At 50.0% G+C, this 22,246-nt stretch carries 16 protein-coding genes, 6 tRNA genes and 2 other RNA genes; 11 read left to right on the top strand and 13 right to left on the bottom strand.

What is annotated here, in order from left to right; genetic code table 11:
- The first annotated feature begins 34 nt into the window (after positions 1-34).
- Together SJI19_RS00735 and SJI19_RS00730 are read left to right on the top strand one after the other, a co-directional pair.
- Positions 35-1,696, top strand: a complete 1,662-nt coding sequence (locus SJI19_RS00735) for a LytS/YhcK type 5TM receptor domain-containing protein (protein WP_416347481.1) — start codon at positions 35-37, stop codon at positions 1,694-1,696.
- A gap of 40 nt (positions 1,697-1,736) precedes the next feature.
- Positions 1,737-2,477, top strand: coding sequence for a LytTR family DNA-binding domain-containing protein (locus SJI19_RS00730; protein ID WP_323476337.1), 741 nt, complete (start codon positions 1,737-1,739; stop codon positions 2,475-2,477).
- 63 nt (positions 2,478-2,540) lie between these two features.
- Here SJI19_RS00730 and glk read toward each other — a convergent pair whose 3' ends face one another.
- From glk to SJI19_RS00715, 3 genes are all read right to left on the bottom strand, one after another.
- On the bottom strand, positions 2,541-3,572 hold the full coding sequence (glk, locus tag SJI19_RS00725; protein WP_323476336.1) for a glucokinase: 1,032 nt from the start codon (positions 3,570-3,572) through the stop codon (positions 2,541-2,543).
- A 311-nt stretch (positions 3,573-3,883) separates the two neighbouring features.
- Entirely contained in the window at positions 3,884-5,641 is a 1,758-nt protein-coding gene (locus SJI19_RS00720; RefSeq protein ID WP_323476335.1) for a hypothetical protein, read from the bottom strand.
- A 911-nt stretch (positions 5,642-6,552) separates the two neighbouring features.
- Positions 6,553-7,245, bottom strand: coding sequence for an aspartate/glutamate racemase family protein (locus tag SJI19_RS00715; protein ID WP_323476334.1), 693 nt, complete (start codon positions 7,243-7,245; stop codon positions 6,553-6,555).
- A 177-nt stretch (positions 7,246-7,422) separates the two neighbouring features.
- Between SJI19_RS00715 and mgrA the strand changes: the two genes are divergently transcribed.
- Positions 7,423-8,415, top strand: a complete 993-nt coding sequence (mgrA, locus tag SJI19_RS00710; RefSeq protein WP_323476333.1) for an L-glyceraldehyde 3-phosphate reductase — start codon at positions 7,423-7,425, stop codon at positions 8,413-8,415.
- A 111-nt stretch (positions 8,416-8,526) separates the two neighbouring features.
- Here the strand turns inward: mgrA and SJI19_RS00705 are convergent, their stop codons facing one another.
- The gene (locus SJI19_RS00705) at positions 8,527-9,801 is read right to left on the bottom strand and encodes an Nramp family divalent metal transporter (RefSeq protein ID WP_323476332.1); all 1,275 of its coding nucleotides are present in this window, start codon (positions 9,799-9,801) and stop codon (positions 8,527-8,529) included.
- A gap of 347 nt (positions 9,802-10,148) precedes the next feature.
- On the opposite strand from SJI19_RS00705, the gene SJI19_RS00700 reads away from it, so the two are divergent.
- Both SJI19_RS00700 and SJI19_RS00695 read left to right on the top strand, forming a co-directional pair.
- Entirely contained in the window at positions 10,149-11,333 is a 1,185-nt protein-coding gene (locus tag SJI19_RS00700) for a NupC/NupG family nucleoside CNT transporter (RefSeq protein WP_323476331.1), read from the top strand.
- Between the two features lie 451 nt (positions 11,334-11,784).
- Positions 11,785-12,414, top strand: coding sequence for an aKG-HExxH-type peptide beta-hydroxylase (locus tag SJI19_RS00695; protein ID WP_323476330.1), 630 nt, complete (start codon positions 11,785-11,787; stop codon positions 12,412-12,414).
- A gap of 283 nt (positions 12,415-12,697) precedes the next feature.
- On the opposite strand, the gene SJI19_RS00690 is transcribed toward SJI19_RS00695, so the two are convergent.
- From SJI19_RS00690 to gltX, 3 genes are all read right to left on the bottom strand, one after another.
- Positions 12,698-12,773 (bottom strand) — tRNA-Ala (locus SJI19_RS00690).
- Positions 12,774-12,820: 47 nt separating this feature from the next.
- Positions 12,821-12,896 (bottom strand) — tRNA-Ala (locus SJI19_RS00685).
- A gap of 129 nt (positions 12,897-13,025) precedes the next feature.
- Entirely contained in the window at positions 13,026-14,432 is a 1,407-nt protein-coding gene (gene gltX / locus SJI19_RS00680; protein WP_323476329.1) for a glutamate--tRNA ligase, read from the bottom strand.
- A gap of 249 nt (positions 14,433-14,681) precedes the next feature.
- On the opposite strand from gltX, the gene SJI19_RS00675 reads away from it, so the two are divergent.
- The 6 genes from SJI19_RS00675 to SJI19_RS00650 all read left to right on the top strand — a co-directional run bounded on the left by SJI19_RS00675 (position 14,682) and on the right by SJI19_RS00650 (position 15,447).
- Positions 14,682-14,757 (top strand) — tRNA-Val (locus SJI19_RS00675).
- 58 nt (positions 14,758-14,815) lie between these two features.
- Positions 14,816-14,891, top strand: a tRNA-Val gene (locus tag SJI19_RS00670).
- Between the two features lie 41 nt (positions 14,892-14,932).
- A tRNA-Val gene (locus SJI19_RS00665) sits at positions 14,933-15,008 on the top strand.
- Positions 15,009-15,025: 17 nt separating this feature from the next.
- Positions 15,026-15,101, top strand: a tRNA-Lys gene (locus SJI19_RS00660).
- A gap of 45 nt (positions 15,102-15,146) precedes the next feature.
- Positions 15,147-15,274, top strand: a non-coding RNA gene (locus tag SJI19_RS00655) — RtT sRNA.
- 45 nt (positions 15,275-15,319) lie between these two features.
- A non-coding RNA gene (locus SJI19_RS00650) (RtT sRNA) lies at positions 15,320-15,447 on the top strand.
- Positions 15,448-15,643: 196 nt separating this feature from the next.
- Here the strand turns inward: SJI19_RS00650 and SJI19_RS00645 are convergent.
- The 6 genes from SJI19_RS00645 to eutC all read right to left on the bottom strand — a co-directional run bounded on the left by SJI19_RS00645 (position 15,644) and on the right by eutC (position 22,244).
- Positions 15,644-17,164 (bottom strand): DHA2 family efflux MFS transporter permease subunit, encoded by a 1,521-nt coding sequence (locus SJI19_RS00645; protein ID WP_323476328.1) that lies wholly within the window; start codon positions 17,162-17,164, stop codon positions 15,644-15,646.
- Between the two features lie 12 nt (positions 17,165-17,176).
- The gene (locus tag SJI19_RS00640; RefSeq protein WP_416347476.1) at positions 17,177-18,397 is read right to left on the bottom strand and encodes an efflux RND transporter periplasmic adaptor subunit; all 1,221 of its coding nucleotides are present in this window, start codon (positions 18,395-18,397) and stop codon (positions 17,177-17,179) included.
- A 10-nt stretch (positions 18,398-18,407) separates the two neighbouring features.
- Entirely contained in the window at positions 18,408-19,871 is a 1,464-nt protein-coding gene (locus SJI19_RS00635) for an efflux transporter outer membrane subunit (RefSeq protein WP_323476327.1), read from the bottom strand.
- Positions 19,872-19,886: 15 nt separating this feature from the next.
- A complete protein-coding gene (locus SJI19_RS00630) occupies positions 19,887-20,333 on the bottom strand; it encodes a MarR family transcriptional regulator (RefSeq protein ID WP_323476326.1) in 447 nt (148 codons plus the stop codon).
- 149 nt (positions 20,334-20,482) lie between these two features.
- The gene (locus tag SJI19_RS00625) at positions 20,483-21,214 is read right to left on the bottom strand and encodes a 4'-phosphopantetheinyl transferase family protein (protein WP_323476325.1); all 732 of its coding nucleotides are present in this window, start codon (positions 21,212-21,214) and stop codon (positions 20,483-20,485) included.
- A 178-nt stretch (positions 21,215-21,392) separates the two neighbouring features.
- Entirely contained in the window at positions 21,393-22,244 is an 852-nt protein-coding gene (eutC, locus tag SJI19_RS00620; RefSeq protein ID WP_416347475.1) for an ethanolamine ammonia-lyase subunit EutC, read from the bottom strand.
- Positions 22,245-22,246: the final 2 nt, after the last annotated feature.

The raw sequence follows: 22,246 nt of genomic DNA, 5'->3' as shown, positions 1-22,246 counted from the left end.
TTAACGGGATCGGGTTGTGAAAGAAAATTTTGATATGCTGCTGGCCGTCTATGAACGGGCGGCGCTGATGTTGATTTGTCTATTTTTGCTGACCCGCACCCGCACGTTTCGCGAGTTATTGCAAAAAGAGCAGCATACCGGCCAGGAGTTGCTGGCAGTAACGGTTATTTTTTCCCTATTCGCCATTTTCAGTACCTATTCCGGCATCCCGGTTGAAGGATCACTGATTAATGTGCGCATTATCGCGGTGATGTCAGGTGGCATTTTGTTCGGTCCCTGGGTTGGCATTGCCACCGGAACCATCGCCGGGGTTCATCGTTACCTGATCGACATGGGCGGTCCGACCTCGGTTCCTTGCCTGATTAGCAGTATCGTGGCAGGTTTTGTTTCCGGTTATATAAAGTTAAAAGTGATAAAACAACATCGCTGGGGCATTGGTATCATCGGCGGCATGCTGTGTGAATGCCTGACCATGCTACTGGTTATCCTGTATGCGCAGCCCATGTCTTTGGGGCTGGATATTGTATCAAAAATTGCCGTGCCGATGATCTTCGGCGGGGTGAGTATCGGCATGATTGTGCTGTTGGTACAAGGTGTCGAGGATGAAAAGGAGGTTATTGCCGCCCGGCAAGCCAAGTTGGCGCTGGATATTGCCAATAAGACCCTGCCCTATTTTCGTCATATCGACAGCCAGTCGCTGAACCAGATTTGCGATATTATCCGTACCGATATTCAGGCAGATGCGGTGGCCATTACCAATGAGCATAATATTCTTGCTTACGTTGGTGTCGGCGCGGAGCTGTATAATATCGGTCATGAAATCATCAGCGAAATGACCAAAGAGAGTATCCACAGTGGGAAAATTACCATAAAAAATAACGATGAGGCCGAGCGTACCCCACAAATTCATTCGTTAATCATTATTCCACTATGGGAAAAAGGCGTGGTGACCGGCACACTGAAGATTTATTACTGCCATGCTCATCAAATCACCAATTCACTCAAGGTGATGGCTGTCGGCTTATCACAGATCATCTCAACACAAATTGAGGTGTCACGCATCGAACAACTGCGGGAAATGGCCGATCAGGCCGAACTGCGTGCACTGCAGAGTAAAATTAACCCGCATTTTTTATTCAATGCACTTAATGCTATTTCATCCTCAATCCGAATTAATCCTGACACGGCCCGTCAGTTGATTATTAATCTCTCCCGTTATCTACGCTACAACCTGGAACTGGATGGCGCGCACATTAACATTAAAAAAGAGCTTTACCAAATACAAGATTATATCGCCATCGAGCAGGCCAGGTTTGGTAGCAAACTGACGGTGATCTATGATATCGACGAAGAGTTGTCATTTAACATTCCCAGTCTGCTGATCCAGCCCCTGGTGGAAAATGCTATCGTACACGGGATCCAGCCATGCAGGGGCAAAGGCGTCGTGGTTATTTCGGTGAAACCTGACGGTGAGCACCGTATTCGCATCGCCGTGAAGGATACCGGCAGTGGTATTAGCGAACAGGTTATCGACCAGGTAAAGCGGAATGAACTGCCCGCCAATAAGATTGGATTATTAAATGTGCATCACCGGGTACGGCTGCTGTACGGTGAAGGACTGCATATTCGTCGCCTGGAACCGGGTACTGAAATTTGGTTTTATATCTCGTTGGCCGACCGGCGATTAGCGGCATGACATCGCTTATCGCCCCAATTGATTTTGTTTGTGAGGCACGATGAAAGCCATCATTGTTGAAGATGAGTTCCTGGCCCAGGAGGAGCTGCGTTTCTTAATTCAAAAACACAGTAGTCTGACCATTGACGCCATACTTGACGACGGACTCGATGTGTTGCGTTATCTACAGCACCACGACGTAGACGTGATATTTCTGGATATTAATATCCCCTCGCTCGATGGCGTATTGCTGGCGCAAAATATCAGTAAGTTTAGTCATAAGCCGCATATTGTTTTTATCACCGCGTATAAAGAGCATGCCGTGGAAGCATTCGAACTGGAGGCGTTTGATTATATTCTTAAACCTTATCAGGAGTCGCGCATCGTCACCATGCTGCAAAAGCTGGAAGCCTTATCTAAGGAGAACAGCCTTTCCGAGCCAAACAGTGCACCAGCAGCATCTGGACGTGTCAGCCATTCGATAAACCTGATGAAAGATGAGCGCATCATCGTCACGGATATCAATAATATTTATTACGCAGCGGCACAAGAAAAGGTCACCATCGTCTATACCCGTCGTGAGGAATTTATTATGCCGATGGCCATTTCCGAATTTTGCGTCCGCCTACCAGAGGACAATTTTTTTCACTGCCATCGATCTTATGTGGTGAATTTGGGGAAAATCCGCGAGATCGTACCCTGGTTTAATAATACCTACCTATTGAGATTAAGCGATTTGGATTTTGAAGTACCGGTGAGCCGCAGTAAGGTCAAGGCCTTTCGGCAACTGATGCGTTTATGACTGGCAAATCCATTATCCCACCGGTGTTGACCGCGCGTTCCAGCGCGGCCGGTTAACCGCGGATTAGATCACCATGCCCATTTTCTGACGCATATGCGCGCCGGCCCCCAGCAGCCCAGGCTGTTCATGGGAAATTAAAAATACTGGAATGGTATGCAGGTAATCTTTGAAGCGGCCTTTATCCTCAAAAGCAGCGCGAAATCCTGACGAACGAAAGAATTCAAGAAACCGTGGAACCAGCCCACCAGCAATATAGACGCCGCCAAAGGTGCCCATATTTAACGCCAGGTTACCGCCAAAGCGCCCCATCAGTACACAGAACAACGACAATGCGCGACGACAATCATCATCACTGTCGTTAATGGCCAGTTCCGTCACCTGATGGGGTTTTAACAGTTGCGGCGTGCGGCCATCGATGGCAACAATACCGCGATAGATGTTTACCAGTCCCGGTCCCGACAGTACACGCTCGGCAGAAACATGACCCAACTCCTTACGCAGTACCGCCAGGATCTGTTGCTCTTCCTCGCTGCCGGTGGCCATATCTACATGGCCACCTTCACCCGGCAGGCTGATCCAGCGTTTATCTAACTGTAACAAGTGACAAACACCCAGGCCGGTACCGGCGCCGTAAACCGCGATTGGATGGCCCGGCTGGGCAGCGGCACCGCCAATCTGTATGATGTCGCGTTCACCCAGCATGGGCACGGCCATGGAAACGGCAGTGAAATCGTTAATCACCTCTAATGTGGCCAGTCCCAGGCTGGCTTTCATCGCTTTGATGGAAAAAGCCCAGGCACTGTTGGTCATATCAACCCAATCGTCGGTAATAGGGCAGGCAATGGCGATACAGGCCTCGGTAGCCTCCACTTTTTGCGCTGTCAAATAATGACGAATCACCGCTTCAAGGGTATCGTAATCTTGTCCGGAATAGGTATGAATATGGGAAATGTCGCCGTTATCCATATCACATAACGCCAGCCGGGCGTTGGTACCGCCAACGTCACCCACTAAGGCATATTTGGTCATTATTATCTGGCTCCGCGCGCTTTGCCGGTTACCAACGAGCACCAACCCGATGGCCCACGCAAGCATTTATTATTGATGTAATAATACCATCTATATCTATCAATGCCATAAAAACGGGCGTTTTAAGATTCAGTCATGCATTCAATGCGTTTCAACCGTCATGCTTACCTTCAATGCATCCTTGAGCTACGCGCCATGCCTGACGCAGGAAAAGTACTCAGACCCGCGATTTCGATTTGCCAGGATCCCGCATCAATCCGCTGGCCAGTATGCTTAATGCAGATCTCGGCAGATATTTTCAGCATATCTTGGCATTGCAACATTAAGATCGACTGGCCGGAATTAGCGTCTGGTCAGTCTGCCTGGAAAAGCTGATGTTATCCGAAAACAAACCAAAAACCGGGTAACGTACTGGGCGGCTGGCCGGGGTTTGAAATTGTCTCACGTTTGCAGGCATACAAACGGCCGTCAAAACTCACTGCGGTCCCCGGCAAGTAACATACGGCATGTTCGTCCCAAGGGGCAATGGTTGTTGGCGTCAGTGTTAATATGCGATCAATATAACTAATGGCCGCCAACACATTGGGCCTAAAGCCAATTAAATCGGCCACCCCTTCCCGAGAACCGGTAACCTCTAGAATCATCAGCATCTGCCAATTATTAAATATTATCTTGTAGTGTTTTTTGACATGAGATTGAAGTACTGCCAATACGCCGGCTGCCATGCTAGGCGTACCGCTAAGACCATAGCTTGCAGTATATTGACGACGGACATCGTTATCAGGGTTAAACAGGTCGCCATAACCACAGCTGGCTACGGATTTTCCCCATACATTAACAAAATTCCGCAAATTAAAATTAACCATGGGTAATCTTCTGCCTGTCTGAGGATCACTCCCAGCCGCGAGGATAACGCCATTGTCACCATAGTCTTCAAACACGGAATGGCTTAAATCCACACCGTTTGGAATACCCATGCCAGCATGAAGTACCAAGACGACACTAGAACTGACCAAACTACCATAAATATCCCACCATACAACATGATGAAGTATCGGTAAGTAGAGTGTATTTTCATTAACATTCACGAAATAGGTTAAGGGGTTACAGGCGACATCTCCAGGCAAAAGATCCTCGATAAATTGGCCTATGCCCCCTGAATACAGGTGATAATAATAGGTGTCAGCATCATAGGCAATTCCGGTCATGCCAACGTCATTGTTACGCGCCATGATAACACCCGCGCCTGCCGTGTCAGCGTCAGTGGCGAGGCCCACACCATTACTTATGATGTGGATCCCCGATAAGTCCTCATGTTCGGGAACAATTGCGGAGCCCCCCATCCGAAGATTTATTCCTTGCCCAGTGGCACCAAGATCCCAAGCGCCCTTGACATTGAGTCCTCGGATTGAATCGAGATAGCCTTGCTGGGAAGTAAAATCTGGCGTAGGGGTATTGGCTGGAACCGGGGGTTCGGCCACAATCGGCGGCTGTGCCGGAATTGGCGTTTGGTCAATCACCTTACCTAATAAGTCGCAATATTCAACATCGTCGAGGTTCTGCAGTTCATTGGCCAGATCAAGCAACTGTTGATTGTCAATATCAGGCTCAACTTTATAAAGATGGCGTAACGTTGCAAGTTCTGGGCTGTATTTGCTGACTTTATCAATCACTCGCCTACTGAAAAAGGGGATAAAACGAATCCCATGTCTCAGTTGATAGTAGATGGGTGACCGTAAGGATGGCTCGTGGTTTAGTTTTTCTAATCCACCGCTGATGAATTTAACCACCAATACATTTTGTTGATTCGGTACCAATGCCAGTGGCCCTTTCAATGATTTTATTGCAACTATGGGTGGTGGCAATAAATCATACGGAACCGGTTTTATCTCATCGGTAATCAAGTGTCGCTTAGCGGCATGGTCGCAAAAAATGTCAGCATGAACAGTATAACAACCTGGTGAGTTATAATTAAAAACCACCAGTTCGTCACCCTCTGCTGTAGTAGTCTCTAACCGCTTATTCTCTCTATATAGCTGGTAAGTTATTTTGCAGTCATGAGGGTTCCCCAGACAACGGACATAGATATTTCCTGAAGGGCCGTAGGTATTGTAATAATCTAAGTAGATATTCATAGTTTTTTCCCCGTGTTATCGGTATAAAACTTTTGGCTAAGCCATGTTCATGGTCTGCGGTCAATCTGTCGAGAAAAGCTGTGTTATCCAAAAAAATCAACAACTCGGCAATATATTAGGTCTTACGCCAAAAAAACTGGCCATGTTATCCAGTGGTATGAAATTTTTGCGCGGGCGGGTCGAACGCTAGCGATGGTTTATTCGGCAACTGAGATCCGGTCCATATTATGGTATTCCATCCGTAAAACTCGCTCTATTTCAAGTCATTAAGACCTTGTCGTTAATTCACCAAGGCAATATGTTGTTAATTGGTAATGGCAGGTTAAATGTGATAAGGATTTATTCCCTAATGTAGTTAAGCTATTTTTGATAAACCACCCACTCACCACCGTCTGCATCTTGGGTTTTTAGCTGTTTACCCTGTCTACGCGAAGGCTAAATTATTTCCCCCCAAGCTATTCACACAGCAATGGATATATGCTTTTTTTGATAAATCCTAGATGCTAGGACAGTCTAGATATAGCCATGATTCATCATCTATTTTTATACAGTTTAGATTTATTTTTTGGTCATAAATAACCTTAAAAATAAATATACTGAAATAACCAACTTTACGAAAATGTTGGCGGTTACATATATTATAATGCATAATAATAATTATCAGTGTTATGAAATGACGCTTCTCTACACTGATTTGTCTATTTTATCAGCTCTCGGTGAACGATCAATGTCGTTTTTTAACAGTCTCAATAAACGTGATTGTACACCGTTTTTTTTACCTTATCGCAACCTTAGGCGTACGGCTACTACCACCCAAGCGAATAGTCTATTGTACTAACATCAAGTCGGGGTCAGTTACCAATGACGGCCTATACGCAGAATCGATCTGTCGCGCCTTGATGTATTATTCGTTAACTTAGGGCAAAGTCTACCGCGGCGGCGGCATGAATCGCCGTAGTGTCAAACAACGGCACCGTTGCATCTTTGTGACCAATCAATAGGCTGATTTCAGTACAGCCAAGAATCAAACCTTCAACCCCTCGCGCTTCGAGCGTGGCGATGATCCGGCGGAAAACGAGGCGAGAGGCTTCACGTAACTGCCCTAGGCACAATTCGTCAAAAATGATGCGATGTATCTCATCCATATCCGACGGGTCCGGAGTTATCACCTCGATACCGTAGGGCTGTTCGATTCGACGGCGAAAAAAGTCCTGTTGCATGGTAAATCGGGTACCCAATAAACCGATCCGATGCAATCCTTGAGCATTGATTTGCCGAGCAGTGGCATCGGCAATATGCAACAACGGTAAATCACAGGCCTGCTCTATGATGTCAGCCACTTTGTGCATCGTGTTAGTGCACAGTACTATACCCTGTGCACCGGCAAGCTGAAGCGCCAACGCCTTTTGTGCCAAGATATTCCCGGCCTGTCGCCACTGCCCTGCAACCTGTAGCTGCGCAATTTCCGCAAAATCAACGCTATACAGCACTAGATTTGCCGAATGAAGTCCACCCAGACTGGCGCTGATCCCTTGGTTAATCAGTCTATAATAGGGTAAGGTGGACTCCCAACTCATGCCACCCAGCAGTCCTAATGTTTTCATGGTATTTTCTCCGAAAGGCGCTTTGGCCGCGATCACGATGAGCGTTGGAGGGTGGGTCTTTGACTGTGTATCGCAGAGGTAATTTGCATTGATTGAATCTACCGTCGATCCGTTGTTGAATGCAACACCCGCGTTGGCGTAAGTTGATGACAGGCAAACATAATAAAAGGAAACCCTATGGTTTATCTGGCCAGCCCTACTCGTTATGACAATATGATTTATCGCCGCTGCGGCAAAGGCGGTCTTAAGTTGCCAGCAGTTTCGCTCGGATTATGGCATAACTTTGGTGATGCCACTCTATTGGAAAACAGCCGCGCTATGTTGCGCCATGCTTTCGATCTGGGGATCACCCATTTTGATCTGGCCAACAATTATGGTCCCCCGCCCGGATCGGCGGAAGCGAACTTTGGCCGATTACTGCGTGAGGATTTTTTGCCTTATCGGGACGAGTTGGTCATCTCAACCAAAGCGGGCTACACCATGTGGCCAGGGCCTTATGGCGACTGGGGATCCAAAAAATACCTGGTATCCAGCATTAACCAAAGTCTGCGGCGTATGGGTCTGGAGTATGTGGATATTTTTTATCATCATCGCCCCGATCCAAGCACGCCGCTCGAGGAGACCATGGCCGCGCTGGATCTTCTGGTACGCCAAGGCAAAGCGTTGTATATCGGCCTGTCCAACTACCCCGCACCGTTAGCCCGGCAAGCGTTTGGCATATTGACCGCCCTGGGCACACCGTGCCTGATTCATCAACCTAAATATTCACTGTTCGAACGCTGGGTTGAACCGGAGCTGCTAGACGTGCTGGAAGAGCATGGGGTGGGTTCCATTGCATTTTCGCCGCTGGCCGGCGGGATGTTGACCGATCGTTATTTGCAGGGTGTGCCGGAAGATTCACGGGCGGCCAGGCCAGGTAACTTTTTGACCCCGGCGCAGCTTACCGAGCAAAAAATGGATAAAGTCCGCCGCTTGAATGCCATGGCGCTAAGCCGGGGTCAAAAACTGTCGCAAATGTCTCTGGCCTGGGTATTACGCGGCGATCGCGTGACATCGGTACTGATTGGTGCCAGTAAAACCGCGCAAATCGATGATGCGGTTGGCATGTTGGCCCGGCGTGAGTTTTCGGCCGACGAACTGGCGCAAATCGAGTCGATATTGGCCGGATAAACGAGCAACAGTCCCCATGGTGCATGACGCCAGGGGACTGTGGCAGTTTATTGAAGAACCCGCTGGGTTCTTGTTGTGACAACCACGGGGCTGGCCGAGACCGGGTAAGGGTTACAGCCCCAGCGCGCTGCTAAAGAATAAATAACCGTTAAGTGCCACCACCACCGCCACAATGCACCAGCCAATCCCTTGAATCATGGCCGAGTTCACCATATCACCCATCAATGCACGATTGCCGGTAAAAGCCAGCAGCGGCACCAGCGCCAGCGCGATGCCAAAGCTTAACAATACCTGACTGAGCACCAGCATTCTGGTCGGGTCCAACCCCATGAGAATAACCACAAATGACGGCAGCATGGTGATGATTCTGCGCAGCAGCAGCGGAATGCGAAAGTGTACAAAACCTTGCATAACCACCTGACCGGCCATGGTGCCCACCACGGTGGAGGAGAGCCCTGCGGCCACCAGGCTCAGTCCGAACACTGTTGCCGCCGTGTGGTTTAACAGCGGTGTGAGCGTCAGGTAGGCTGCATCAAGATCTGCAATACCGGTATGACCGCTAAAATGAAAGGCCGCCGCCGCAGTGGCCATCATGGCCAGATTAACAAAACCGGCAATCGTCATGGCGATAGCCACATCCAGCTTGGTAGAGGAGTAGCGCTGCGCCCGATTACCGTATTGCCCATGTTGAGTAAGGGACGAATGTAAGTAAATCACGTGAGGCATAATTGTCGCACCTAGCACCCCGGCTGCCAGAAATACCGCGTTGCCATTGGGTAACGAGGGAAGCAGCATGCCTTTACCCAATTGAATCATATCGGGCCGGGAATAAAACAGCTCGGCAATATAAGCACCAGCAACAAATAACAGCAGCCCGCCAATCACCCACTCCAGCGGCTTTTGCCCCCGCTGCTGCAGCATAAGAATAAGAAATGTCACGATACCAGTGATGATTGCCCCTTGCAGCAACGACACACCCAGTAGCATCTTAAACCCAATGGCAGCGCCGACAAATTCCGCCAAGTCAGTGGCCATCGCAATAATTTCCGCTTGAATCCAATAGGCCCAGACGGCGGGACGGGGGAAACGATCGCGAATATGCTCAGCCAGATTTTTACCGGTAGCGATACCCAGCTTAGCCGATAAAAGCTGGATCAGCATAGCCATAATGTTTGCCCACACCACGACCCACAACAACCGGTAGCCAAAGCTGGCGCCGGCCTGAATGTTGGTAGCGAAATTACCGGGATCGATATAACCAATCGCCGCAATAAACGCCGGGCCGAGCAACGAGAGCTTCACCCGGCGTGAGGCACGGCTGACACCTTCTGCGGTTCGGCTATTCCACATAGATGTGACCCCTTTAGTGCATTGTTTTAGCTTCATCCTATCCAAGTGATAATAATTATCAAGCGCATTAATTACGTTTCGACTTATCTCTGCGATAGATGAGGGTGATAAGCATGTGAGACAGGGCCACAACCCAGCCTGGGGACAGTTTCATTTACGGAAAATTATTATAGGAATTACAGATATAATCTAAATTACTATAGCACAAAAAAATAACATCACCCCAACTTTTTTTCTTTTTTAGGCCTAAAAACGTGAACAAATCTTTATCTTAATATTCTAATAGATGATTTTTTTATATTTGCAACTTATAACTCGTTTTTGGTTCTGCCGTTACATAGAATGAGCGGCGAATTACTGCCTGCCTCATAATTGGAGCACCTATGTCCCGGATTTTTCATTTTGTCCTAGCACTTGCCGTTGTGGCAATTCTGGCGTTATTGGTTAGCCACGATCGTAAAAAAATCAGGTTGCGTTTTATCGTTCAATTGTTGGTCATTGAAGTCTTGCTTGCCTATTTTTTCCTCAACTCTCAGGTTGGCCTAGGCTTTGTCCAAGGGTTTTCGGCATTATTTGATAAGTTATTAGGCTTTGCCGCCGAGGGGACCGGTTTCGTTTTCGGTAATATGAACAAACAGGGTTTAGCCTTCTTTTTCTTGAATGTGTTATGCCCAATCGTATTTATTTCCGCGTTAATCGGTATTTTGCAGCATATTCGGGTACTGCCCCTTATTATCCGGATCATCGGCACCCTGCTGTCAAAAATTAACGGTATGGGCAAGCTGGAATCGTTCAATGCCGTAAGCTCGCTGATTTTGGGCCAATCGGAAAACTTTATCGCGTATAAAGATATTTTGGGAAAAATGTCGGAACGCCGCATGTACACCATGGCGGCGACCGCCATGTCCACCGTGTCCATGTCCATTGTGGGCGCGTATATGACCATGCTGGAGCCTCGCTACGTGGTGGCTGCATTGGTATTGAATATGTTCAGCACCTTTATCGTGCTGTCGTTGATCAATCCCTATCAGGTGGAAAAAGAAGAAGAGCTGCAGATGAGTAATCTGCATGAAGGACAGAGTTTTTTTGAAATGCTCGGGGACTATATCCTGGCAGGCTTTAGAGTGGCGATCATCGTCGCTGCGATGCTGATTGGCTTTATTGCCATCATCGCGGCAGTAAATGCCTTGTTCAGCCTGGTGTTCGGTATCAGCTTTCAAGGCATCCTCGGTTACATTTTTTATCCTTTCGCCCGTGTTATGGGGGTCCAGGGTGACGAGGCGCTGCGGGTCGGCAGCATCATGGCCACCAAACTGGTGTCTAATGAATTCGTTGCCATGATGGATTTGCAAAAAGTCGCCAGCCAATTGTCCGCACACTCCGTCGGCATCCTGTCGGTGTTCCTGGTGTCGTTTGCCAACTTCTCGTCCATTGGCATCGTTGCCGGCGCCATCAAGGGCCTCAATGAACATCAGGGTAACGTGGTATCACGCTTTGGCCTGAAACTGGTATACGGCTCCACGCTGGTGAGTATTCTCTCTGCTTCCATCGCCGGGTTGGTGTTATAACCTCGCGGTTAACAATCGTTATCATTAACGGCCTGAGGGCCGTTGGGGCCGGCGCAATCCGGCCTTTTTTTATGCCGCCGCTGCAGCCGGTAGTTTTAGCGGTGTTAACAGGTCACAACGACATTGGTGGCCGGGCACCAGTACCCACAAGGCATCACACGTAATTTTATAACTTAAAATATAATGAAATAACATGGAATAATGTCACCATGATTATTGTTGGTTTATATTACAGGCTTAATCTTCTGAAAACATCTGTTGCATGCAGAGTGGCCTTTGATTAATGATACGTAGGCGTTAGAGAAACGCTTATTACCTTTCAGCCAAATATGCGCAGGCAGGACAGCACCGCGAGGCGATAAAGTATTTACTTTATATCAATGAACGGCCTGCTGCAGAAGCATTGTGTATTTCACCCATAACCTCCCATGATTCATCTTTTGATAAAAAAATGATGTTAGAGATTTTCCAAGATGAGCGCCAATTTGGGTTCGGGTATTGTGACGACCCACAGCTCGCCATTAATGAAACCAAAAAAATTCATAGGGCGATCGCTGTGATTCGACAGCAGGTGAGCCCTGCATTTGCAGAAATCAATACGTTTATCCACGCGATTTATCTGACGAGTGAGACGCAAGACGGATCTTGTTTTTTGCGATCTGCGAGTAACTTTTACCTGTGGGGAGCGATGTTTGTTTATACCCACAAGGAGCACACGATTCCGTACTATGTGGGCATTCTGGCACATGAGTGCGGTCATACCGCACTGAACATCATTAACTCTTTTGATGAGTTGGTGGTCAATAATCCTCAAGAGCTTTATGCCGCGCCGCTACGTGAAGATAATCGACCGATGATTGGAATATTTCATGCGTTTTTTGTGTTGTCACGAATTTGCTATGTCTTTAATGCAATAGTGCAAAACAATTCAAGCCCGTATGTAGAAGAATGCCGCGAAAGGTTTGCTGTTGTATTCAAAAAACTGCAAGACACCCATAACACCATCAAGCAACATGCGGTATTGACAGATATTGGCCGGCGTATTTATATCGGTATTTGCGAGCTATGGAATTTCGACTGAAAATTATGGGCACGGTTGCCGACATGCCATTTTTTAAGGGTGATGCTAAAAAAGCTGATATATACCTGTAGTTGATAACCAAACTTTTATGGTAAATCTATTTATTTTACTGCCAACGACGCTTTTTGTTGGCGCAATGACCGCTACACAGGGTTTATACTGTTGTGTCATTATATTTTTTTATTATACTCGATATACAGCAAAAAATAATTATTGGAACATGTATTATTGATTGCAAGGCAAATCAATACGCAAAGACCGGCCATAAGCCGGTTTTTTAATTTGGTGGAGCTAAGCGGGATCGAACCGCTGACCTCTTGCATGCCATGCAAGCGCTCTCCCAGCTGAGCTATAGCCCCAAAAGTACCCCGAACACACTACCGATAGATCAAACCAACCTGGTGATTGGTGGAGCTAAGCGGGATCGAACCGCTGACCTCTTGCATGCCATGCAAGCGCTCTCCCAGCTGAGCTATAGCCCCATTCCTGATATATCTATCCGGTGGACGGGGCGCATGATATGAAACCCGGCAAACAGTGTCAACGGCTAAATCAATTAAACGTGTTAAACGCTGAAAAAGCCGCCAAATCAGCCGATAGGAAAGAGAAAATCAGGCCCGCTGCGCAATAAATTCCAATGCCATGTCGATCCTGGCCAGGGTGCGCGAACGGCCGACTGCGTGCACGGTCACATCCAGCGCTGGCGATTGGCCCGCACCGGTAACTGCTACTCGCAGCGGCATGCCAATTTTGCCCATACCGACGCCCAATTCTGTTGCCGTTTGTTCTATGGCTTGATGTACCTGCTCCGGCGTCCAGTCGCTGAGATCAACCAGTTTGGCACGCACCTGTTCCAAAGGTTCGCGGGCGACCAAGCGCAGATGTTTTTTCGCCGCATCGGCGTCAAAACTCTCGAAATCCTGGTACAGGTAAAGGCAGGAGGCGGCCATTTCTTTGAGTGTCTTGCAGCGATCCCCCAGTAATTTTACCAGGTCGACCAACTGCGGTCCGTCATGGGTATCGATCCCCAACTGATCCATATGCCAAGCCAGGTGCGTCGCGACATATTCCGGCGGCAGGTGGTTAATATAATGATGATTGAGCCACAACAGCTTTTCGGTATTAAACGCACTGGCGGATTTGCTGACATCGTCCAGCGTAAAGAGTTGCTTCATTTCATCAAGGCTGAAGATTTCCTGATCACCATGGGACCAGCCCAGACGTACCAGGTAGTTAAGCAGGGCCTCAGGCAGGAAACCATCGTCACGATACTGCATTACCCCTACCGCACCATGACGCTTGGATAATTTTTTACCGTCATCGCCCAGGATCATCGACACATGGGCATATTCCGGCACCGGCGCACCCAAGGCTTTAAGGATATTGATCTGACGCGGGGTATTGTTGATGTGGTCCTCGCCGCGGATCACATGGGTAATTTCCATATCCCAATCGTCGATGACCACGCAAAAATTATAGGTGGGTGAACCATCGGTGCGGCGAATAATCAGATCGTCCAACTCCTGGTTGCTGAATTCTATCGGCCCACGGATGTTGTCATTAAAGACCACCGAACCATCAAGCGGATTGGCAAAACGCACCACGTAAGGCTCATCATCATTATGTTGATGATGATTATGCCGACAATGGCCGTCATAACGGGGTTTTTCTCCTTCCGCCATTTGCCGTTCACGCAGCGCATCCAGACGTTCTCTCGAGCAATAGCACTTATACGCGGTGCCCTGCTCGAGCATCTGGTCAATGACAGCGTTATAACGATCAAAACGTTTGGTCTGATAATAAGGGCCTTCATCCCAATCCAGGTTTAGCCAGTTCATGCCATCCATGATGGCGTTGATCGCCTCCTGGGTAGAGCGCTCAAGATCGGTATCCTCAATACGCAATACAAACTCCCCGCCATGGCTGCGGGCGAACAGCCACGAGTATAATGCGGTGCGGGCACCACCCACGTGAAGATAGCCAGTGGGGCTGGGCGCAAAACGGGTTTTAATTTTCATCGGGAACACTGCCTTTAATGACGCATGACTGACAGTCGGGAGCCCTGCCCCCGGCCGGTTATAAAGAATGAGTAATATTCTACCACTCCCTTTCGATTCCTCAACGCTGTTCCACGTTTGCTGCTCTTTTTCACAGTATTCGCCGTGCAAAAGCGCCCTTCTTGTTTAATTTTACGACGAACACACTTTTTGTTTTGAAAAATCGTTGACTCACTTTGCAGTATCCCTATAATGCGACTCCACACGGCGGGGTGATTAGCTCAGCTGGGAGAGCATCTCCCTTACAAGGAGAGGGTCGGCGGTTCGATCCCGTCATCACCCACCACTTTATTTTTTAGAAGTGGCTCCGCTGTGAGAAATAGAAGTAATACGCTGTAAGAAGTGGGTGATTAGCTCAGCTGGGAGAGCATCTCCCTTACAAGGAGAGGGTCGGCGGTTCGATCCCGTCATCACCCACCACTTCTTAGGTTAGTATTGTTTTGATGTTCGTTTTCAGAAATGGGTGATTAGCTCAGCTGGGAGAGCATCTCCCTTACAAGGAGAGGGTCGGCGGTTCGATCCCGTCATCACCCACCATTTCTGATTTTTTAAGTGGGTCGTTAGCTCAGTTGGTAGAGCAGTTGACTTTTAATCAATTGGTCGCAGGTTCGAATCCTGCACGACCCACCACTTTCAAAGAAATATTCTGCACTTAAATCATCTCGCAAAACAGCCATAACGCTCATGTCGTGCGCGATGAGAACCTGCACAGGTTCGAGCCGAGCGAAGCGAGACAGCGTTGCCGGCACGGCAACGACCCGCAGGGCGAGGCCAACGGCCGAGTCATCCTGCACGACCCACCACTTTCAAAGAAATATTCTGCACTCAAATCATCTCGCAAAACAGCCATAACGCTCATGTCGTGCGCGATGAGAACCTGCGCAGGTTCGAGCCGAGCGCAGCGAGACAGCGTTGCCGGAACGGCGACGACCCGAAGGGCGAGGCCAACGGCCGAGTCATCCTGCACGACCCACCACTTTCAAAGAAATATTCTGCACTCAAATCATCTCGCAAAACAGCCATAACGCTCATGTCGTGCGCGATGAGAACCTGCGCAGGATAGGGTTATGACAAACATGGCGACGCTTTAGCGCCGCCATGTTGCGGTTTCCCTATGCAACCCTGTAAGGTCAGAGGGCATTGCAGCGTGCTCTTCGCAGCAAACCTGCGAACTAGTGCCCCCCGCCGCCGCTTTGCGCGGTAAACGGAGGTTTTGCCAGGAAAATAACCAAGATCAACGATAAAAACATCCAACCCAGCATGGTAAAATAATCCATGGTTGACAGCATATAAGCCTGTCCCTCAATAACCTTATCGAGCTGCGCCATCGTGCTCTGGGTCATTCCCCCGAGTTTGGCGATATAGTCCTGCGCGTTGGCGCTGTAGGGGGTTATATTCTCCGTTAACTGGGCATGATGCATAATTTCCCGCCGTTGCCAAATCCAGGTGGTAAGAGACGACGCAAAGCTGCCGCCCAGTACCCGCAGAAAGGTGGCCAGTCCCGAACCGTCGGCAATCTCTCTCGGTGACAAACTGGAGAGCAGAATACTGGTGGTAGGCATAAAAAATAATGCGACCCCAATCCCCATAAAACCCTGGATCATCGCGATATGGTAATAATCTACCTGGGTATTAAAATCAGCGCGCATAAAACAAGACACGCCGATCACCAGGAACGAACCGCCCGCCAGTAATCGCAAGTCAAACTTATGCGCATAACGCCCCACCAGCGGCGACATAAACACCGGCAAAATACCCAGAGGCGCCGCCGCCAGCCCGGCCCATATTGCGGTATAACCAAGCTGATTTTCCAGCCACTGCGGTAACAACAGGTTGATGCCAAAAAAACCCGAATAACCCAGCACCAGCGCCAAGGTGCCGAAGGAGAAATTTCGATATTTAAACAACCTAAGGTTGACGATGGGATGCTTATCGGTCAATTCCCAAATAACTAAGGCGATTAACGAAATAGTGGCGATTAGCGCGCCGATAACAATAAAATTGGAACTAAACCAGTCGAGGTCGTTCCCTTTATCCAATACCACCTGTAGCAGGCCAACACCGACCACCAGCAGACCCAGACCGATATAATCAATCGGCTGGTGCTCTTGCTCTTCAGGCCGCCCCTTAAGCTGTGTAAATACCAGCATGGAGGCAAAAATACCGATCGGTACGTTGATAAAAAAGATCCACGGCCAGGAATAGTTATCCGTGATCCAACCGCCCGTCAGTGGACCGACAATCGGCGCCACCACCGTGACCATAGCCAAGAGCGACAGTGCCATACCGCGCTTGGCGGCAGGATAAATAGATAACAGCAACGTCTGGGCCATCGGGTATAACGGCCCGGCGAAGAATCCCTGTAGTGCGCGGAAAATCACCAGTTGGGTCATGCTTTGCGATATGCCGCAAAGAAACGACGTGATGATAAACAGCAGCACCGACGCCAGAAACAGTTTAGTCTGGCCAAAACGCCGTGACATCCAGCCGGTCAGTGGCAAGGCGATAGCGTTGGATACGGCAAACGAGGTGATAACCCAGGTACCCTGCTCTGAACTGACGCCCAGATTGCCAGAGATAGTCGGTAACGCCACATTGGCAATCGTGGTATCCAGCACCTGCATAAACGTCGCCAGCGACAGACCTATAGTGGCCAGAACCAGGCTGGGTGGACGAAACGATTGTTCACTCATGGCGACTCCGCATCAATCTTTACCCTGAACGGCGGAACCAGCCTGCCCGTCATTCTCATGGATAATACGCGCAACTAACTTATCGGCCTGTGCCAATTGATTATCATATACATCAGTGGAGTAACGCGGTTTTGCCTGTGGATGCTGTGCCAATACAGGTCCATCCTGGTTATGTAAGTTCACCGTAACGTTGGTTGATAATCCTATACGCAGTGGGAATTTATCGAGGCTGTCCGGATCCAGGCTAATACGCACCGGCAGACGCTGGACAATTTTGATCCAGTTACCACTGGCGTTTTGTGCCGGCAATAATGAGAAGGCGCTACCGGTACCCACCCCCAGACTTTCAACTTTACCGTGATAGGTCACTGCCCCACCGTAGAGATCGGCGCTAATTTCCACCGGTTGCCCAATACGCATGTCGAGCAATTGTGTCTCTTTGAAGTTGGCATCGATCCAGATTTGATCCAACGGCACGACCGCCATCAAGGCGCTCCCGGGCTGAACGCGGCTGCCGACCTGTACCGACCGCTTAGCCACATAACCACTTACCGGTGCGACCATAGTGCTGCGCACATTATCTAAATAGGCCTGACGCAGTTGTGCGGCCGCTATCTGGACATCCGGATGGGAGCTGATGGTAGTATCGTCCACCAGTGCAAAGGTGGTGTCTAATTGCTGTTTTGATGAGGTCAACGACGTCTGTGCAGAGGTTAAGGCATCCCGTGAGTGAGATAGCTCCTCTTGGGAGATGGCGCCGTCACGGGCCAAATTAGCCCGCCGTTGATAATCTTCTTTGGCCTGCTGCAGTTGGATTTTACTTGCCGCCACCATGGCTTTGTAGTTATCTACATTGCTATATAAACCACGTACCTGACGCACGATCTTTGCCAGGTTGGCCTCGGCGTTTTCCTGATTGACCATGGTATCACTGGGATCCAGGCGCACCAGCACTTGGCCCTTTTGAACAAAATCCCCATCGTCGGCCGTGATCGCCGTCACTGTCCCGGCCACTCGCGGAGTAATCTGTACCAGGTTGCCGGTGACATAAGCGTCGTCGGTGGATTCAAAAAAGCGTCCATACAACCAATAATAAATGCCGAAAGCAATGGCGGCAATAATGATAACCGCTAATAAAATCGATAATAACATCCTGCGGTTACCGGATTTCACCGGTTGATTTTCCACAGCGTCGTGGTTGCCCGCAGGTTCAGTATTAGGTTGTTCAGCCATGTCAATGTTCTCAGTGTGCTTGATTCACTGCCACGTTGGTGGTGGCGGTCGACGAAACGGATGAGGTAAAGCCGCCGCCCAGTGCCTGCATCAGCACAATGGCGGTGTCTGTACGTTCAGCATTCAGGCTGGCCAGTTGGCGCTCGGCCTGGATCAATTGTTGTTCTACGCTCAATGCGTCCAGATAATTACCCACACCTGCACTGTAGCGCTGCATGGCGTTGGCCCAGGAGTCATTAGCGATATCGCGGGCACGCATCTGCTGTTGAATCTGCGTATCCAGCGACCCTAATCGAGTAATGGCATTACTAATATCCCCCAGTGCCGACACCAGAGATTGGTTATACTGAGCCACCGCCAGATCATAATCAGCGTTACTGCCCGCCAGATCGGCGCGCAGGCGGCCACCGTCGAAAATAGGCAGCGATAGCGCCGGTCCGATAGAGAAATACCGGCTTGGGGAACCGAAAAAGGCATCACCCAGTAAAGATTTCGTGCCAGCGGCGGCGCTCAGGTTGATATTGGGATAAAACGCCGTGCGGCTGACTTTAATATCCTTACTGGCCGCCTCTACGCGCCAGCGGGCGGCCACCAAATCCGGCCGGCGTCCTAGCAATTCGGCCGGCAGTTGCGGCGGCAGACGCACCGCTTGCGGAGCAATCAGATGTGGGCGCGGCAACGCCAACGCCCGGTCAGGCCCTTGGCCCATCAACACCGCCAGACGGATACCCTCAGTGCGTACCTGTTGCTGTGCTGCGGTCAGAGAGGCTTCCGCTGAAGCTTCCAGGCTTTCGGTTTGCTGGTATTGGAATTTGCTGTCCAGCCCGGCGCTTAATCGCTTCGCGGCCAGAGTCAGCATGGTTTGGGTTCTTTTCAGATCTTTTTGCGCCAGATCTTGCATCTCCCAGGCCTCACCGAGAGCGCTGTAGGCCCTGGCCACATTAGCCGATAGCGTCAGTCTCGCCGCCTGCCGGTCCACTTCACTGGCATTGGCACGTCCGACCGCCGCTTCCCAGGCCGCCCGTTGACCGCCCCATAAATCAAAGCTGTAGTTAAACTGTGCCGAGAGAGTACGTACTGTGGCATACCTGTCGCCTTGACCGGTGGGATCGTCAACCCGAGAGAGACGCTCGCGGCTAATACCCGCGTTGGCATCAAGCGTCGGCAGGCGATCAGCTTCAGCCGACAGCACCGCAGCGCTGGCCCGCCGCGCACGGGCATCGGCAACCTGAAGGTCGGGACTCGATTGCAACGCTTGCTGAATCAATAGATTGAGCTGAGGGTCGCCAAAGGCGTTCCACCAATTGGCCGCTGGCCAGGCGGCGGTGGACAGTGTTTTACCCTGCAGTGTGCGATCGGTGTGGAGACGCGAAACATCCAGTTGTTGGCCTTCTGTATGCAAACCGTTAGGCAAAGCACACCCCGCCAAGATACAAGAGCAAAGCAACGGTAATAAACGAATGCGCAACGGCATAATGAAATTAGCTCCTTAAAAACCGGAATGGACCAGTAGCTTTGTCAGCATGCGGTCAAATTCATTAAATTCGGCGGGAGTGAACGGCTGCAATAACTCATTAAAAGCGTTCACTGCTATCAGCGGTATCTGCCCACAGAATTCCTGCCCTTGGGCCGTCAGCTCCAAGTGAAATAGCCGTCGATCGGTGGTACAGCGTACCCGTTTAATCATTTTTTTATTTTCTAGTCGGTCGAGCATGCGCGACATGGCACCACTATCAAGCCCGAGGCTACGACATAACTCAGTTGAAGTGGCCAAACCTTCGCGCTTCATTAGCAGCATGACTTTGAACTGCGCCGCAGTGATATCGTAGGGTTCTAGATGCCGTTCAAGCAGGCGATCCTTACAGCAATTCAATCGATGTATCTGCCGTCCCCATTTAAAGACGTTCTCAATATCATCACCGGGAAAGTGGTCCATATTATGGTTGCCTAGGCAGCTATCAGGTAGTGAAATATACCGCTTGGTACTTTGGTAAACAACATCCTATATTGTAAGCAGATATTTACCATTACGAAGGGAAGAGTAAGGCGGGGCTCACGTGACGAACTTCACATTATCAGCGCGTATTATGCATCCAGGGTCAACACCGTCAGAACATTGTTTTCGTCAACCGCATAACCACAGTCAAACCGGGTACCCGCAGGCAGAGCGGGCGTGAGCGTAACCAACAACGCCAAAGTGATATGGTTATCACCCAGTTGAACCACCTGCACATCCAGAAAATCAAAATAACGCAATACCAACGGGTATAGTGCCTTAAACAGGCTCTCCTTGGCCGAAAATGCCAACGTCAAACATGTGGCAAATGAGCACGGCAGCGTGGAAAAAAACGCGCGTTCCCCAGCCGAGATAATGCCAGGCCACAGATCACGCGTGCGCGGTGCATCGATCACCGTTTCGATATCAATCCCCAGACCCGAAATCTCGCGTGGCGGACGATGCCAGCCAATGCATAGCGCCAGGTTAGCGTGATGCGTCAGCGCACCCTGGATACCGTTGGGCCAGCAAGGAGTGCGATCTTTGCCTATTTGCACATCGAAACGCGGATAACCTAGCACCGTTAATACCCGATCGGCGGCAATGCGTCCCGCCAGATACTCCGCTCGCCGCTTAATCGCTGAACCCGCGATGATCGAGGGCAACGCAATGCCCTGACGGCCGTAATCCTCATCATGATAAAACGCGTTATCAAAGCGACAATACCAGACATGGGCCAGCGCATGCCTTGCACTTAGCTCCACCTGGCCAAAAGGCAGCCCAGGTTGAACGGACAACACGCAGGAGGCGGTTCGATTCATAAGGGGTGACATATCCTGGTTGAGGCTGGAAATCCCGCCGAGGGTGTTGGTGTATGAGGCCCCTAGTATATACCAATAGATGTCGCGCGGTAGGCCAGGCGGCAAGCGAACAATCCCTGAGTGGATAGGGTGAACGCTTACTGCCCACGCATCGACAACGAGAGCGGTGAAGGGTCAGTCACGATTGCTGTGCCAGACCTTGCGGATTGACGTCACTAAACCGGGGTTTAACCAGACCGTACAACGCCGGGTTATCGCTTTCATCCTTTAATCTAATGCCCGACAAGCGTCGTTGCCTGGATTGTTCAATCAACCAGGCCAGTTTGAATGCCGCCTGAGGGTAATCCAACCCTTCGGGGCGGATATTGGAGATGCAATTGCGCTCTGACTCAAGACGTCGGGTATGTGGAGCCCAGGTAAAATAGATGCCTAGGCTGTCCGGTGAAGATAGGCCGGGTCGCTCACCGATGAGAATGGCCACCGCCTGGGCCTGTAAACACTCGCCAATGTCATCTCCCAAGGCGACCCGGGACTGGTGGGCTAGCACTACCGGCGCCATTTTCAGGCCCAACATGGCCAAATACGGCGTTAATTCGCGGATAAACGGCACGGCTTGCCGATGCACAGCTTTAGATGACAGACCATCGCCCACCACCAGTAAAATATCAGCTTTTTTATTAGGATAGTCCAATAACATGCGACGGCTATCATCGCTGAGGCGACGTCCCAAATCCGGCCGGCAGAGATAATCTTCGCGATGCGGCGCCGCACTATGTACCGTCAACGTGGTGAGACCGTCAGCCTCCAACTGCTTGACCAACGTCTCACTGTCGAAGGGTTGGTGCACCGCGTCACGAGCTTGGGCGTGCGCCAAACCAAATTTCAGCAGTTCCGCGGTCGGCAGACTGGCACCCGCACGACCCAGTGCGATACGTGCTGCGGTAAATTGTTTCAGCCCCTCCCAGGGATTGTTATGAATGACCTTGCCCACCGCAAATGAGCCGGTTACAGGCTTATCATGTTTGTTCATTG

Origin of the sequence: Acerihabitans sp. TG2 (assembly GCF_035013185.1) — a bacterium.
Taxonomy (GTDB): Bacteria; Pseudomonadota; Gammaproteobacteria; order Enterobacterales; family Enterobacteriaceae; genus Acerihabitans.
Note: the sequence above shows the minus strand (reverse complement) of the source record. Positions and strands in the feature narration are given on the sequence as shown.

Bases quoted from the DNA above. Each gene is read 5' to 3' on its own strand.
- glk (WP_323476336.1), bottom strand. From the start codon at position 3,572: ATGCTTGCGTGGGCCATCGGGTTGGTGCTCGTTGGTAACCGGCAAAGC.
- SJI19_RS00720 (WP_323476335.1), bottom strand. From the start codon at position 5,641: ATGAATATCTACTTAGATTATTACAATACCTACGGCCCTTCAGGAAAT.
- SJI19_RS00715 (WP_323476334.1), bottom strand. From the start codon at position 7,245: ATGAAAACATTAGGACTGCTGGGTGGCATGAGTTGGGAGTCCACCTTA.
- SJI19_RS00705 (WP_323476332.1), bottom strand. From the start codon at position 9,801: ATGAAGCTAAAACAATGCACTAAAGGGGTCACATCTATGTGGAATAGC.
- SJI19_RS00635 (WP_323476327.1), bottom strand. From the start codon at position 19,871: ATGCCGTTGCGCATTCGTTTATTACCGTTGCTTTGCTCTTGTATCTTG.
- SJI19_RS00645 (WP_323476328.1), bottom strand. From the start codon at position 17,164: ATGAGTGAACAATCGTTTCGTCCACCCAGCCTGGTTCTGGCCACTATA.
- SJI19_RS00625 (WP_323476325.1), bottom strand. From the start codon at position 21,214: ATGAATCGAACCGCCTCCTGCGTGTTGTCCGTTCAACCTGGGCTGCCT.
- SJI19_RS00695 (WP_323476330.1), top strand. From the start codon at position 11,785: ATGATGTTAGAGATTTTCCAAGATGAGCGCCAATTTGGGTTCGGGTAT.
- eutC (WP_416347475.1), bottom strand. From the start codon at position 22,244: ATGAACAAACATGATAAGCCTGTAACCGGCTCATTTGCGGTGGGCAAG.
- gltX (WP_323476329.1), bottom strand. From the start codon at position 14,432: ATGAAAATTAAAACCCGTTTTGCGCCCAGCCCCACTGGCTATCTTCAC.
- SJI19_RS00730 (WP_323476337.1), top strand. From the start codon at position 1,737: ATGAAAGCCATCATTGTTGAAGATGAGTTCCTGGCCCAGGAGGAGCTG.
- SJI19_RS00640 (WP_416347476.1), bottom strand. From the start codon at position 18,397: ATGGCTGAACAACCTAATACTGAACCTGCGGGCAACCACGACGCTGTG.
- SJI19_RS00700 (WP_323476331.1), top strand. From the start codon at position 10,149: ATGTCCCGGATTTTTCATTTTGTCCTAGCACTTGCCGTTGTGGCAATT.
- SJI19_RS00630 (WP_323476326.1), bottom strand. From the start codon at position 20,333: ATGGACCACTTTCCCGGTGATGATATTGAGAACGTCTTTAAATGGGGA.
- SJI19_RS00735 (WP_416347481.1), top strand. From the start codon at position 35: ATGCTGCTGGCCGTCTATGAACGGGCGGCGCTGATGTTGATTTGTCTA.
- mgrA (WP_323476333.1), top strand. From the start codon at position 7,423: ATGGTTTATCTGGCCAGCCCTACTCGTTATGACAATATGATTTATCGC.